14 protein-coding genes are annotated in these 13,011 nt (G+C 62.6%); 13 read left to right on the top strand and 1 reads right to left on the bottom strand.

All coding sequences use genetic code 11. The features are described from left to right. From MAXJ12_RS07740 to MAXJ12_RS07780, 10 genes are all read left to right on the top strand, one after another. The coding region (locus MAXJ12_RS07740) for an N-acyl amino acid synthase FeeM domain-containing protein (protein WP_040585350.1) at window positions 1–683 on the top strand (683 nt) is incomplete at its 5' end. An 88-nt stretch (window positions 684–771) separates the two neighbouring features. After that, entirely contained in the window at window positions 772–1,446 is a 675-nt protein-coding gene (locus MAXJ12_RS07745) for a Crp/Fnr family transcriptional regulator (RefSeq protein ID WP_008835245.1), read from the top strand. A gap of 348 nt (window positions 1,447–1,794) precedes the next feature. Then, window positions 1,795–3,783, top strand: coding sequence for an AMP-binding protein (locus MAXJ12_RS07750; protein WP_008835246.1), 1,989 nt, complete (start codon window positions 1,795–1,797; stop codon window positions 3,781–3,783). Then, window positions 3,780–4,604 (top strand): ABC transporter ATP-binding protein, encoded by an 825-nt coding sequence (locus MAXJ12_RS07755; protein WP_008835247.1) that lies wholly within the window; start codon window positions 3,780–3,782, stop codon window positions 4,602–4,604. Before MAXJ12_RS07750 ends, MAXJ12_RS07755 begins: the two co-directional genes overlap by 4 nt. Window positions 4,605–4,616: 12 nt before the next feature. Continuing rightward, window positions 4,617–4,766, top strand: a complete 150-nt coding sequence (locus MAXJ12_RS35050) for a DUF3096 domain-containing protein (RefSeq protein ID WP_008835248.1) — start codon at window positions 4,617–4,619, stop codon at window positions 4,764–4,766. Window positions 4,767–4,863: 97 nt separating this feature from the next. Next, the gene (locus MAXJ12_RS07760) at window positions 4,864–5,424 is read left to right on the top strand and encodes an NUDIX domain-containing protein (RefSeq protein WP_008835249.1); all 561 of its coding nucleotides are present in this window, start codon (window positions 4,864–4,866) and stop codon (window positions 5,422–5,424) included. Then, on the top strand, window positions 5,421–6,380 hold the full coding sequence (locus tag MAXJ12_RS07765) for a branched-chain amino acid ABC transporter permease (RefSeq protein WP_008835250.1): 960 nt from the start codon (window positions 5,421–5,423) through the stop codon (window positions 6,378–6,380). The genes MAXJ12_RS07760 and MAXJ12_RS07765 overlap by 4 nt, the downstream gene beginning before the upstream one ends. Before the next feature lie 84 nt (window positions 6,381–6,464). After that, on the top strand, window positions 6,465–7,541 hold the full coding sequence (locus tag MAXJ12_RS07770; protein WP_008835251.1) for a branched-chain amino acid ABC transporter permease: 1,077 nt from the start codon (window positions 6,465–6,467) through the stop codon (window positions 7,539–7,541). 70 nt (window positions 7,542–7,611) lie between these two features. Next, window positions 7,612–8,928: an ABC transporter substrate-binding protein gene (locus MAXJ12_RS07775; protein ID WP_008835252.1), complete on the top strand. Its 1,317-nt coding sequence runs from the start codon at window positions 7,612–7,614 to the stop codon at window positions 8,926–8,928. A 175-nt stretch (window positions 8,929–9,103) separates the two neighbouring features. After that, complete coding sequence (locus tag MAXJ12_RS07780) at window positions 9,104–9,937, top strand: ABC transporter ATP-binding protein (RefSeq protein ID WP_008835253.1); 834 nt, start codon at window positions 9,104–9,106, stop codon at window positions 9,935–9,937. A gap of 13 nt (window positions 9,938–9,950) precedes the next feature. Here the strand turns inward: MAXJ12_RS07780 and MAXJ12_RS07785 are convergent, their stop codons facing one another. Further along, a complete protein-coding gene (locus MAXJ12_RS07785; protein ID WP_008835254.1) occupies window positions 9,951–10,673 on the bottom strand; it encodes a DUF2270 domain-containing protein in 723 nt (240 codons plus the stop codon). A 216-nt stretch (window positions 10,674–10,889) separates the two neighbouring features. Between MAXJ12_RS07785 and MAXJ12_RS07790 the strand changes: the two genes are divergently transcribed. The 3 genes from MAXJ12_RS07790 to MAXJ12_RS07800 all read left to right on the top strand — a co-directional run. Continuing rightward, a complete protein-coding gene (locus MAXJ12_RS07790) occupies window positions 10,890–11,138 on the top strand; it encodes an aa3-type cytochrome c oxidase subunit IV (RefSeq protein WP_008835255.1) in 249 nt (82 codons plus the stop codon). 62 nt (window positions 11,139–11,200) lie between these two features. Beyond that, complete coding sequence (locus tag MAXJ12_RS07795; protein WP_008835256.1) at window positions 11,201–12,598, top strand: Re/Si-specific NAD(P)(+) transhydrogenase subunit alpha; 1,398 nt, start codon at window positions 11,201–11,203, stop codon at window positions 12,596–12,598. Next, window positions 12,598–13,011, top strand: a 414-nt coding sequence (locus MAXJ12_RS07800) for a proton-translocating transhydrogenase family protein (RefSeq protein WP_008835257.1), incomplete at its 3' end; no start/stop codon positions are given. The genes MAXJ12_RS07795 and MAXJ12_RS07800, both read left to right, overlap by 1 nt.

The raw sequence follows: 13,011 nt of genomic DNA on the forward strand, positions 1-13,011 counted from the left end.
TGCTGGAACGCACGGAGTATCGCCGCTGCGACAAGGGCGAAGACCTCGAGGACATCTACCGCCTTCGCTACAAGTCATATCGCCTGAGCGATATGGTCCCGGAAAATCCCGACCACATCGTCCATGACGATCTCGACGAAGCGCCGAACTGCTACAAGTTCGGCATCTATGTCGACGGGGTTCTCGTCAGCACCTTGCGCATTCATCAGGCGTCTCTGGCTACGCCGCAATCGCCGTCGACGACGGTCTATGGCGATATTCTGGGCCCGATGATGTCCGGCGGCCTCACCTTCGTGGATCCGAGCCGCTTCGCAGCCGATCCGGATTGGTCGCGCGTCTATCCGCAGATCCCCTATCTGACGCTGCGGCTCGCCGGAATGGCCTGCTTCCACTTCGACGCGCCCTATTGCCTGTCGACCATCCGGGAAGAGCATGCCGGCTTCTATAAGCGCATCTACTGCTCCGAGCAGATCGGCGAACTGCGCAACTATCCCGGCCTGAACTATCCGGTCGTTCTCTACCGCGCCGACGTCAGTGCCATTCGCGAGCGCTCCTTCTCGCGCTTTCCCTTCTTCAAATCGACGGCGATGGAGCAGCGTTTGATGTTCGGCAAACCGCTACGCGGCGAACTGGCGCCGCTGACCATCCTGCCGACGGCGAAATATTTTCGCGACGCCGCCTGATTCCGGCGGGGCGCATTGCCTTGCCGGAGCCGAGCGTTCATAAACTTGGCACAGAGGGCGGCCGGGGCCGTACTTTTGCCGAGGCTAGATGAACACCAGAAGCGACCTTGTCCGCGCGGCGATCTGGGCCGCCGAACTCGTCGGTGACGAGATCGAGCGGGCCAGCCGCGGCATCAGTGAAAAGACCTTCGCCAAGGGCAGCTATGTCTGCCATCGTGGCGACAGGCTCGACTACTGGACCGGCGTCGTTACCGGTCTGGTCAAGATCAGCGCCATCTCGCGCGACGGCAAGGCGATGACGTTTGCAGGCGTGGGTCCCGGCGGCTGGTTCGGCGAAGGCTCCGTGCTGAAGGACGAGCCGCGCAAATACGACCTCGTCGCGATCCGCGACACCCGACTGGCGATGCTCAACAAGGCGACTTTCTTCTGGCTTTACGAGAATAGCGCCGCTTTCAATCGCTTCCTCGTCCGCCAGCTCAACGAGCGCCTGGGGCAGTTCATCGCCACAACCGAGTATGACCGGATCCTTGATCCGAAGGCGCGGGTTGCCCGCAACCTGTCATGGTTTTTCAACCCCGTGCTCTACCCGGACATGCGCGACCACATCGAGATCACGCAGGATGAACTGGCGCTGCTTGCCGGGGTATCACGACAGGTGGTCAACAGAAGTCTGCGCGCGCTTGAGGAGGAAGGGCTGCTGCGTGTGGAGCACGGCCGTATCAACGTGTTCGGTGTCGAGCGCCTGGCGAACTACGGCGCTTGAAGAGCAGGAGTTTGAGGGATTGCGGCGCATGTGCCGCGCATTCAAAAGACAATCTGTCGCCCTGTCTGTCAAGGGGCGCGTTGTCGCCTGCACATTTCCATAATAGCTTAAGTTCAAAGCCTGCCGTATTCACGGACGGGCGCGCCGCGGCGGGATGGGACCCGGCGCGACAACGGGAGGAAAATGAGTGGCGAAACCTTGGCGTCGAGCCGGGTCGGAACGGTCGCGCATGCGGCCGCTGTCGGATGCTCTAGGCAGCAATTGGTCTAATGACGCATTTGCGCCGAAGCCCAGCGCTGACATTATGGGTGCGCCTATTGTTGATGCCGGGCCGGGAGAAGCATTGTCATGGTAGCGACGGTGGCCGCCGCTAGGGGCACCCTCGACACGTTTCCAAAATACCTGCTGCTCAATGCGCGGCGGTTCGGCGACCGCCCTGCCATGCGCCACAAGGATTACGGCATCTGGCAGAGCTGGACCTGGGCGGAGCAACTCGCGCAAATTCGCGCACTGGCGCTGGGGCTCCAGGCGCTCGGACTCAGCCATGGCGACAAGATCGCCGTCGTCGGCGCCAACCGTCCGCGCCTTTACTGGACCTTCGCCGCCGCGCAATCGCTGGGCGCAGTGCCGGTGCCGGTCTATGCCGACGCGGTCGCCGAGGAGATGGCCTATGTCCTCAATCATGCCGGCGTCCGCTTTGCCGTGGTCCAGGACCAGGAGCAGGTCGACAAGATCCAGTCCTTCTCCGACCGTATCCCGATGCTGCGCGAAATCATCTACGACGAGCCGCGCGGCCTCGACGGCTACGACCAATCCGGGCTCACCGCCTTTACCGCCATTCAGGAAAGGGGCGAGGCGCTGCTTGCCGCCGACTCTGGGCTTGCCGAGCGCTGGAAACAGGGCATCCGCGAAGCGAGCGGCGACGACATCTCCGTCATGCTCTACACGTCCGGCACCACCGGACGCTCCAAGGGCGTCATGATCACCGCGACGGGCGCGGTCAATGCCGCACGCGACACCGCCGAATTCGACCGGCTGTCCGAAAAAGACAGCGTGCTCGCCTATCTGCCGCTGGCCTGGGTCGGCGACCACTATCTGAACTACGCGCAGGGCTACGTCTCGGGGCTTTGCATGAACTGCCCGGAAAGCGCCGAGACCGTGGCGCAGGACCTGCGCGAGATCGGGCCGACCTTCTATTTTGCGCCTCCGCGCATCTTCGAGGGGCTGCTCACCAGCGTCACTATCCGCATGGAGGACGCCGGTTGGCTTAAGCGCAAGCTGTTCGACTATTTCATCGGCGTGGCGAAACGCCATGGCGAGGCGATTCTGGAGGGCAGGCCGGTGCCGCTCTCCGGCCGCATCTCATATGCGCTTGGAAAAATTCTGATCTATGCGCCGTTGCGCAATGTTCTCGGGCTTTCCAACATCCGCGTCGCCTATACGGCGGGTGAGGCCATTGGGCAGGATCTGTTTTCCTTCTTCCGTTCGCTGGGCATCAATCTGAAGCAGCTTTACGGGCAGACCGAAGCCTTCCTCTATGTGACCGTGCAGAAGGATGGCGAGGTGCGTGCCGACACGGTCGGGCCGGCCGCGCCCCATGTCGACATCCGCATCTCCGATTCCGGAGAGGTGCTGTTCCGCTCGCCCGGCATGTTCGCCGGCTATTTCAAGCAGGAAGATACCACTGCCGAGACGCTGACGGAGGACGGCTACGTCAAGACTGGCGACGCCGGCTTCTTCGACACGGACGGGCAGCTCAAGATCATCGACCGCGCCAAGGATGTCGGCAAGCTAACCTCGGGCGCGCTGTTTGCGCCGAAATACATCGAGAACACGCTGAAATTCTTTCCCAACATCAAGGAGGCGGTGGCTTTCGGGCACGGTCGCGACTTCGCCGCCGCATTCATCAACATCGACCTGCAGGCGGTCGGCAACTGGGCCGAGCGCAACAACATCGCCTACGCCTCCTACCAGGAACTGGCAGGACATCCGCGGGTCTACGAGATGATCGCCAGGAATGTCGACGAGACCAATCTGCGCCTGTCGAAAGAGCCGGTCATGGCCGGCGCGCAGATCAAGCGGTTCCTGGTGCTGCACAAGGAGCTGGACGCCGATGACGGCGAACTGACACGCACGCTGAAGGTCCGTCGCGCTTTCGTGGCCGAACGCTATGCCCCGCTGATCGAGGCGCTATATGACGGTTCGACCGAAAAATATGTAGAAACCGAAATGACCTATGAGGACGGGCGCAAGGGTGTTGTCCGGGCCACGGTAAAGATCGTGGATGCCAAGACCTATCCCGCAGCGCGGCCGGAGATCAGGGAGGCCGCCGAATGAATGCGCGTCCCGAGCCGGTGAAGCTCGCGATCGTCGATGACGGCATCCCGATGGGCGGCCTCTTGATGGAGGTGAAGAACGTCTCGCTGCGTTTCGGCGGAGTGAAGGCGATCACCGACATCTCCTTCGACGTGAAGAAGGGTGAGATCCGCGCCATCATCGGCCCCAACGGCGCCGGCAAGACGTCGATGCTCAACGTCATCAACGGCTTCTACACGCCGCAGGAGGGCACGATCGTCTTCCGCGGCCAGGAGCGGCGGGCGATGAAGCCGCATCACGCCGTCCGCCAGGGCATAGCTCGCACCTTCCAGAACGTCGCTCTGTTCAAGGGCATGTCGACGCTCGACAACATCATGGCCGGACGTTCGGTTATGATGCACCGCAGCCTGTTCTGGCAGATGCTGTGGCACGGCCCTGCGCTCAAGGAGGAGATCGAACACCGCGAGAAGGTCGAGGAGATAATCGACTTCCTCGAAATCCAGCACATCCGCCGCACGCCCGTCGGCAAGCTGCCCTACGGCCTGCAGAAGCGCGTCGAGCTTGGCCGCGCGCTCGCCATGGAGCCGTCTCTGCTTCTGCTTGACGAGCCGATGGCCGGGATGAATCTCGAGGAAAAGGAGGATATGAGCCGCTTCATCATCGACGTGAACCGGCAGCGCGGCACGACGATCGCGCTGATCGAGCACGATATGGGTGTGGTCATGGACCTTTCCGACCGCGTCGTCGTTCTCGACTACGGCAAGAAGATTGCCGACGGCACGCCCGATGCCGTGAAATCCAACCAGGACGTCATCGATGCCTATCTTGGCGTCGCGCATTGAAAGGACATTAGAATGGACTTTTCGACATTGCCGCTCTCGCCGCTTATCGCTCTGATTGCCGGCGTCTTGATACTGATCGTACCGCGGCTTCTGAATTACATCGTCGCGATTTATCTGATCATAGTCGGCCTGCTCGGGCTGTTCCCGCAACTGGCGGGCTGAAGCGCATGGAAGTGGCGGGGGGAGAATCAAGGTGAGCCAGCGTCCGAAACCGACAGCCGCGTCGAGCTTTCCACCACCGGAACAGAGCGGCGTGCGCATGCATGAAGTGACGTCGTTGTCGGCCAACTGGTATCATCTGAACCGCTACGATTTCGATCTGCGCCTGGCTGACGGCTCCTGGCAGCGGCAGACGCGCGAGGCCTACGACCGCGGCAACGGGGCGACGATCCTGCTCTACAACCGCGCGCGCCGCAGCGTCGTGCTGACACGGCAGTTCCGGCTCCCTGCTTTCCTGAATGGCATGACGGACGGTCAGATGATCGAAGCGCCGGCCGGCCTGCTCGACGACGACAGCCCGGGCGATGCGATCCGCCGTGAAGTCGCCGAGGAAACCGGCTATCGCGTCGGCGATGTCGAGCCTGTCTTCGACATTTTCATGAGTCCCGGTTCGGTTACCGAGCGGCTGCATTTCTTCATGGCCGAGTACGATCCTTCGGACCGCCCGACCAATGGCGGCGGCGCCGAAGGCGAGAACGAAAACATCGAGGTCCTGGAAATCGGTTTCGACAGCGCGCTCGCTATGGTGGCGAGTGGCGAAATACGCGATGCCAAGACCATTCTGCTGCTTTATCACATGCGCCTGCGGGGTGTCCTATGAACCTGGTCGAAGGCATTTTCGTCAAACCGTTCCAGGACATGTTCGGCGCGCCTGATTTTCTGATCCAGGTGCTGTGGGAGGGACTGGTCGCCGGCGTGCTCTATGCGCTGATCGCGCTCGGCTTCGTGCTCATCTACAAATCCTCGCGCATCTTCAATTTCGCTCAAGGCATCATGGTGGTGTTCGCTGCGCTCACCCTGGTCGGTCTTTATGAAAAGGGCGTGCCGGCGCTGCTCGCTCTGCCTTTGACGCTGGTCGTCATGTTCCTGCTCGCGGTGGCCATCGAGCGGGTGGTGCTACGCCCGCTGGTCAATCAGCCGGACATTATCCTGTTCATGGCAACAATCGGCATCACACTGTTCCTGATCGGCTTCGGCGAGATCATCTTTGGCGGCGAAAACAAGGTGATGATCACCGAACAGTTGTTCATCCCGACCGGCAGCTTCACCTTCGAGCCGTTCGGCGGCTTCGTCTCGATCGAGCAGAAAGATCTGACGGCGGTCATCGGCGCGGTGCTGCTGGTCGCGGGGCTCATCCTCTTCCTCAACAAGTCGAAGATGGGCCGCGCCATCCGCGCGCTCGGCGACGATCACCAGGCCGCACTCTCGGTCGGCATCTCGCTGTCCACCATCTGGGTCCTCGTCTGGTTCATTGCCGGCGTCATCGCGCTCGCCACGGGAATCGTTTGGGGGGCCCGCGCCGGCGTCTCCTTCGCGCTGGAAGTGATCGCCTTCAAGGCGCTGCCGGTCTTGATGCTGGGCGGTCTTGAGTCGGTGCCGGGCGCGATCATCGGCGGCCTCGCAATCGGCATCCTGGAAAAGCTGTTCGAGATCTACTGGGGCCAGCCCTTGCTCGGCGGCAACACCGAAACCTGGTTCGCCTTCGTCTTCGCGCTGATCGTGCTGCTGTTTCGGCCGCAGGGTCTGTTCGGCGAAAAGATCATCGAGCGGGTGTGAGGAGATGACGATGACCGCCGCGTTCCTTCCCACTCCCCGCAGCGGCATCGCCGCAGGCGTTTTCAATGGCGGGAGATCATAACCATGCTCTACCGCACAGCAGGCCAGTTCAAGACCAGCTACGAGGCCGATCATGCGCTGTTCCCGGTCAAGCAGGATGCGTGGCTGCTCGCCTTCATCCTCGTCATGGCGTTCGTCATCTTTCCGTTGACGGCCAGCGAATTCACCTTCAACGCGTTGCTCGTCCCGGTGCTGATCTATGCGCTGGCAGCCCTCGGCCTCAACATCCTCACCGGCTATGCCGGGCAGCTCTCGCTCGGCACCGGCGCCTTCATGGGCGTCGGCGCTTATGCCTGCTACAAGCTGATCACCATCTTCCCGGAGATGAATATCCTCGTTGCGATCGCGCTGTCGGGCTTCTTCTCGGCAGCGGTCGGCGTCGCCTTCGGCCTTCCGTCGCTCAGGATCAAAGGCTTTTATCTCGCCATAGCCACGCTGGCGGCGCAGTTCTTCCTGGTCTGGCTGTTCGAGAAATGGGCCTGGCTCTACAATTACAACGCCTCCGGCGCGATCCAGGTACCCAACATCGACATGTTCGGCGTCACAGTCACCGGGCCCCGCGCCTCCTCGATCGTGCAGTACTATTTCGTGCTCGTGGTAGTCTGCGTCGTCACCTGGTTCGCCATCAACATCACGCGTGGCCGCATCGGCCGCGTCTGGAAATCGGTGCGCGATATGGATATCGCCGCCGAACTGGTCGGGATCAATCTGATGAAGGCCAAGCTGTCGGCCTTCGCCGTCTCGTCCTACATCGTCGGCATTTCGGGCGCGCTGTTCGTGTTCCTGTGGCGGGGTGCGGCCGAGCCGAACCTGTTCGACATTCCGCTATCGTTCCGCGTGCTGTTCATCGCCATCATCGGCGGGCTCGGCTCGATCCTCGGAAACTATCTCGGTGCGATCCTGATCGTGGCGCTGCCGGTCATCATCGGTACGCTGCCGGCCACCTTCGGCATTCCGATTAGTTCATCGATGGCGGAACATCTCAACACCATGACCATCGGCGGGCTGATCATAATGTTCCTGATCGTGGAGCCGCACGGGCTGGCGCGCTTCTGGGCGATCATCAGGGAGAAGCTGATCATGTGGCCGTTCCCGCATTGAGAAAGGCCAGGGAATACGGGGTTGGTTCGCCCGATCCGTAACGGAGAAACGAACAAGTGGAGGAAATGAAATGAAGAAACTACTGAAGACCACCCTGCTTTGCGCGGCGCTCGCCGCAGGTACGGTGCTCGCCGCCCCGGCCATCGCCCAGGACAGCGTCAATCTGCCCAACCTCAGCTACCGGACAGGCCCGTTCGCGTCCACCGGCATCCCGCTGATGAACGGCCAGCGCGACTACATGATGATGCTCAACGAGCGCGACGGCGGCATGAACGGCGTCACGCTCGGCTATGAGGAGTGCGAGACCGGCTACAACACCGAAAAAGGCGTCGAGTGCTACGAAAAGACCAAGGCGACAGGCATCGTCACCCAGCCTTGGTCGACCGGCATCACGCTCCAGGTGCTGCCGAAATCCAATGTCGACAAGATCCCTGTGCTGGCCCCGGGCTACGGCTTCTCGGCCATGCAGGACGGCAAGACCTTCCAGTGGGCGTTCAACCCGCCGGCCTCCTACTGGGATGGCGCCAACATGATCCTGCAGGCGATCTCGGACGGCAATCTCGACAGCCTGAAGGACAAGAAGATAGCGCTTCTGCATCTCGACCATCCCTACGGCAAGGAGCCGATCCCGCTTTTCGAGCAGGCCGCCGAGAAGCATGGCTTTACTCTCCTGCCGATCCCGGTCGGTCTCAAGGAGATGCAGAACCAGTCGGCCCAGTGGCTGCAGATCCGGCGCGAGCGGCCCGATTTCGTGCTGATGTGGGGGTGGGGCGCAATGAACGCCGGCGCCATCACCGAGGCGGTCAAGACCAAATATCCGATGAACCAGTTCGTCGGCATCTGGTGGTCGGGCCATGATGGCGACATGAAGGTCTCCGGCGAGGCCGCCAAGGGCTATCGGGCGATCTCGTGGAGCCTGCCCAATTCGCAAGCGCCGGCCATGCAGGACATCAAGAAACACATCGTCGATGCCGGCAAGTCGATGATCGACCAGGCCGGCGGCGAGTTCGACTGGGTGTTCTACCAGCGCGGCGTCCTGATCTCGGCGATGCTCGCCGAGGGCGTGAAGGTCGCGCAAGAGCATTTCGACGCCAAGGTCATCAATGCCGAACAGCTTCGCTGGGGCCTGGAAAACCTGAAATTCGACGAAGCCCGCATCGCCGAACTCGGCCTTGAAGGCATGATCCCGCCCTTCTCCACGAGCTGCGCCGACCACACCGGCCATTCCGGGGCGTGGATGATCGAATGGGACGGCACGAAGTTCAACAAGGTGTCGGAGCTGCTGACCGCCGACCGCGCGGCGATCGACCCGCTGGTTGAAACCGCGGCGAAGGAGTACGCCGCGGCCAACGCGCCTTGGCCGATCAACGAAGAATGCAAGATGTAGCATTTTCTTCCTTCTCCCCGTTCACGGGGAGAAGGTTGCCCGAAGGGTCGGATGAGGGCAGCGACAACATTTGCAAAGTTAACGCCGCCCCATCTGTCTGCCGGCATCTTCTCCCCGTAACGGGGAGAAGGATCGCTGCCGCAACACAGCGCCTACTCAGCAGGGAAGCATCCAGATGAATGGCACGGAACCCGCTATCGCGCCCGCCACCCCCATCCTCTCGGTCAACAATATCGAGGTGATCTACGATCACGTCATCCTCGTCCTGAAAGGCGTTTCGCTGACCGTGCCGCAGGGCGGCATCACCGCGCTTCTCGGGGCCAATGGGGCGGGCAAGACGACGACGCTGAAGGCCATTTCCAATCTGCTCCATGCCGAGCGGGGTGAAGTCACCAAGGGCTCGATCGTGTTCGAGGGCAATGAAGTCCAGGCGCTGTCGCCCAACGATCTGGTCAGGCGCGGCTGCATCCAGGTCATGGAGGGGCGTCACTGTTTCGGTCATCTCACCGTCGAGGACAATCTGATGACCGGCGCATTCACGCGCCGCGACGGCAAGGCCGCGATCCGTGCCGATCTCGACCTCGTCTATGAGTATTTCCCGCGCCTGAAGGTGCGCCATTCCAGCCAGGCCGGCTACACATCGGGCGGCGAGCAGCAGATGACGGCGATCGGTCGGGCGCTGATGAGTCGGCCGAAAATGATCCTGCTCGACGAACCATCCATGGGGCTCGCGCCGCAGCTCGTGGAAGAAATATTCGAGATCGTGAAGAAGCTGAACGAGGAGCAGGGCGTGTCCTTCCTGCTCGCCGAGCAGAACACCAATGTCGCGCTGCGCTTCGCCAAATATGGCTACATCCTCGAATCGGGCCGTATCGTGCTCGACGGCGAGGCCTCGGCGCTGCGCGAAAACGAGGACGTCAAGGAATTCTATCTCGGCGTAGCCGGCGAGGGCCGCAAGTCGTTCAAGGACGTGAAGCACTACAAGCGGCGGAAGCGCTGGCTGGCTTGACGACTCTCACGCCTCAAACGTGAACCTCTCCGTAGGTCGCTTCGACAGTTTCCACATCGGGCCTGAGCGCGGCATAGGCGAGCCAGCAGTAGAAGGCCGCCACGCAGATTAGGATGATCCAGCCGGATATCGGCCCAAATGCTGCGCTGCCGATGACCTCGTCGAAAGACCAGGCCAGTTCGCGCGCGGTCCCTTCCTCCTGCAGCTTGGGCGTCGAGATCTTGAGCACCCATGCGAGCAGAAGGATGAGAAACATCCACAAATAATTTCGCTTCAGCCTCCGCGACATTGCGACATGCAGCGGGATCAGGAATCGCGGCCGGCGCAGATCCTGGCCAAGGATTTCCGCCCAGCCCGCGCTCTGGTCCGGCAATGGCGCGAGGATCTGGGCGAAATAGTGCTTCTCCAGCCGGCGCACCCGGCCTCGATAGACGTCGAAGAAGCGGTAGCGCCGCGCCTCGATCAGGAGCAGCAGCTGCACCAGCACTATGGCGAACAGCAGGATGCCGTGATGCGAGGTAGGCGAGGACAGCGACAGCGAGAGCATCGCCGCCACGCCCGTGATCGCCCAGTTTGTGGTGCGGTCGATGCGGTCGCGCCACCCCGCCATCCGGCCCATCTCGGCGCGGTGGTAATGCGCTAGTACGGTGATGTACTCGCTGGAACTCGCGGGAAATGGAGGCGCCTCCCATCTTGCGATGTTATCCGCGCTCGGCGGTTCGCGGGTCTCGTCCATTTCTGCCTCCCAACCAGAAACCTCGGCACGTATTTTAACGCAAGTTCGGGCGTAAACGCTCCAAAAACTCGAGTTATCATGGGAGTTTGGGCTTGATTGGCGTTGCAGCTACCGCGCTTGCTGAACTCTTGTCGCAGCCAGAAGGGTAATCGCGGCATTGCCCTGGCGCGCCGTTTTCGCTATGTGCGCAGGACAGGATTTTCAAGGGGTTTATTGATGGCTGACCACGCGCCGAACGGCCCGCTCGAAATGGGCGCCGACATGGATTATTCCGAGCACGAGAAAACCTATCAGGGATTTCTGCTGCTCGCCAAATATGGTTCGCTTGTCTGCCTGGCGCTGCTTGCAGCGATGGCGTTCGGCTTCTTCACCAATGCCGGCTTCTTTTCCGCCTTGTTTCTTTTTCTGATCATCTGCGCCGTAGGCATCTACCTGATCCGCCGCGCGCCGCGGCACGTCGCCTGACGATCCTTCCCGGCCGCGGGTTCTCCGCGTCCGATTGAAATCCAGCCGAAGAGGGACACGCGGTGGGACAGATTGTCTTCGTTCCGAAGGAAGTGGATTCGAACGAGCCGCGCGTAGCGGCTTCTCCGGATACGGTGAAGCGGCTTGTGGGGCTTGGGCTGGATGTGATCGTGGAGGCTGGGGCCGGCCTGGCTTCACGCATCACCGACGATGAGTTCGCCAGGGCGGGCGCGGCGATCGGCAGTGCGGGGGACGCGTCCAAGGCGGACGTGGTGCTCAAGGTGCGCCGGCCGGGCGAAGCAGAGCTGAAAGGCTACAAGTCCGGCGCCGCGGTCATCGCCATCATGGACCCCTACGGCAACGAGGCGGCGGTGGCGGCGATGGCCAGGGCCGGCGTCACCGCCTTTGCGATGGAGTTGATGCCGCGCATCACCCGCGCCCAGGCTATGGACGTGCTGTCCTCGCAAGCCAATCTCGCCGGCTACCAGGCGGTCATCGACGGTGCGGCCGAATATGACCGCGCGCTGCCGATGATGATGACGGCGGCCGGCACGGTGCCGGCGGCGAAGGTCTTCGTCATGGGCGTCGGCGTCGCCGGCCTGCAGGCGATCGCCACGGCGCGCCGCATGGGCGCGATCGTCACCGCCACCGATGTGCGCCCCGCCGTCAAGGAGCAGGTCGCCTCGCTCGGCGCGAAGTTCCTCGCGGTCGAGGACGAGGAGTTCAAGGCGGCCGAGACGGCGGGCGGCTACGCCAAGGAAATGTCGAAGGAATACCAGGCCAAGCAGGCGGCGCTGACGGCCGAGCACATCGCCAGGCAGGACATCGTCATCACCACTGCGCTGATCCCCGGCCGGCCGGCGCCCAAGCTGGTCTCGGCCGCCATGGTGCAATCGATGAAGCCCGGCTCGGTCCTCGTCGATCTCGCCGTCGAGCGCGGCGGCAATGTCGAGGGCGCCGTGCCCGGCGCGGTGATCACGCTCGACAACGGCGTCAAGATCGTCGGCCATCTGAACGTGCCCGGCCGGGTCGCGGCGTCCGCCTCGCTGCTATATGCGCGCAATCTGTTCGCCTTCCTCGAAACCATGGTCGACAAGGCGACGAAGCAGCTTTCGATCAACCGCGACGACGAACTGGTCAAGGCGACGATGCTGACCGATGGCGGCAAGGTCGTGCATCCGAACTTCTCCGGCAAGGAAGCAGCGACCGCCGCATCCAAGCCGGTCGTTGCCGGCCAGAACCGCGGCGACGATCCTGCTGTGAAGAAGGCGGCCAAGGGCACGGAGCCCGGCCTCGATGTCGCGCCGAAGAAGACGGCGAAGAAGCCGGCCCGGGCGAAGCCCGTCACTCCCGGCCAAAACCGCGGCGACGACCCGATGGAGCCGGCCGCGAAGAAGAGCGCCAGGAAACCGGCCGCCAAGAAGCCGGTCGTGCCCGGCAGGAACAGGGGAGACGCGTGATGGAAAAGACCGCTCTCGAACAGGCGCTCGATCAGCTCGAGCAGGCCGTAGCCACGGCGCGCGCCGCCCTCGAAAGCACCGAGGCGGCGGGCGATGCGGCGGGAGCCGCCGCCCATGCGGCCTCCGGCGGGGCCATCGATCCGTTCGTCTTCCGCTTTGCGATCTTCGTGCTGGCGATCTTCGTCGGCTACTATGTCGTCTGGTCGGTGACGCCGGCCCTGCACACGCCGCTGATGGCCGTCACCAACGCGATCTCCTCGGTCATCGTCGTCGGCGCGCTGCTTGCCGTCGGCATCTCGGCAAGCGGGCTTGCCACCGGCTTCGGCTTCGTGGCGCTGACGCTCGCCTCGGTCAACATCTTCGGCGGCTTCCTCGTCACCCAGCGCATGCTGGCGATGTACAAGAAGAAGGAA

Origin of the sequence: Mesorhizobium alhagi CCNWXJ12-2, from assembly GCF_000236565.1 — a bacterium.
Classification (GTDB): Bacteria; Pseudomonadota; Alphaproteobacteria; order Rhizobiales; family Rhizobiaceae; genus Allomesorhizobium; species Allomesorhizobium alhagi.

Excerpts from the sequence above, each read along its gene's own strand:
- MAXJ12_RS07785 (WP_008835254.1), bottom strand. The coding sequence starts at position 10,673 with ATGGACGAGACCCGCGAACCGCCGAGCGCGGATAACATCGCAAGATGG.
- MAXJ12_RS35050 (WP_008835248.1), top strand. The coding sequence starts at position 4,617 with ATGGACTTTTCGACATTGCCGCTCTCGCCGCTTATCGCTCTGATTGCC.
- MAXJ12_RS07765 (WP_008835250.1), top strand. The coding sequence starts at position 5,421 with ATGAACCTGGTCGAAGGCATTTTCGTCAAACCGTTCCAGGACATGTTC.
- MAXJ12_RS07755 (WP_008835247.1), top strand. The coding sequence starts at position 3,780 with ATGAATGCGCGTCCCGAGCCGGTGAAGCTCGCGATCGTCGATGACGGC.
- MAXJ12_RS07745 (WP_008835245.1), top strand. The coding sequence starts at position 772 with ATGAACACCAGAAGCGACCTTGTCCGCGCGGCGATCTGGGCCGCCGAA.
- MAXJ12_RS07790 (WP_008835255.1), top strand. The coding sequence starts at position 10,890 with ATGGCTGACCACGCGCCGAACGGCCCGCTCGAAATGGGCGCCGACATG.
- MAXJ12_RS07750 (WP_008835246.1), top strand. The coding sequence starts at position 1,795 with ATGGTAGCGACGGTGGCCGCCGCTAGGGGCACCCTCGACACGTTTCCA.
- MAXJ12_RS07760 (WP_008835249.1), top strand. The coding sequence starts at position 4,864 with ATGCATGAAGTGACGTCGTTGTCGGCCAACTGGTATCATCTGAACCGC.
- MAXJ12_RS07770 (WP_008835251.1), top strand. The coding sequence starts at position 6,465 with ATGCTCTACCGCACAGCAGGCCAGTTCAAGACCAGCTACGAGGCCGAT.
- MAXJ12_RS07775 (WP_008835252.1), top strand. The coding sequence starts at position 7,612 with ATGAAGAAACTACTGAAGACCACCCTGCTTTGCGCGGCGCTCGCCGCA.
- MAXJ12_RS07780 (WP_008835253.1), top strand. The coding sequence starts at position 9,104 with ATGAATGGCACGGAACCCGCTATCGCGCCCGCCACCCCCATCCTCTCG.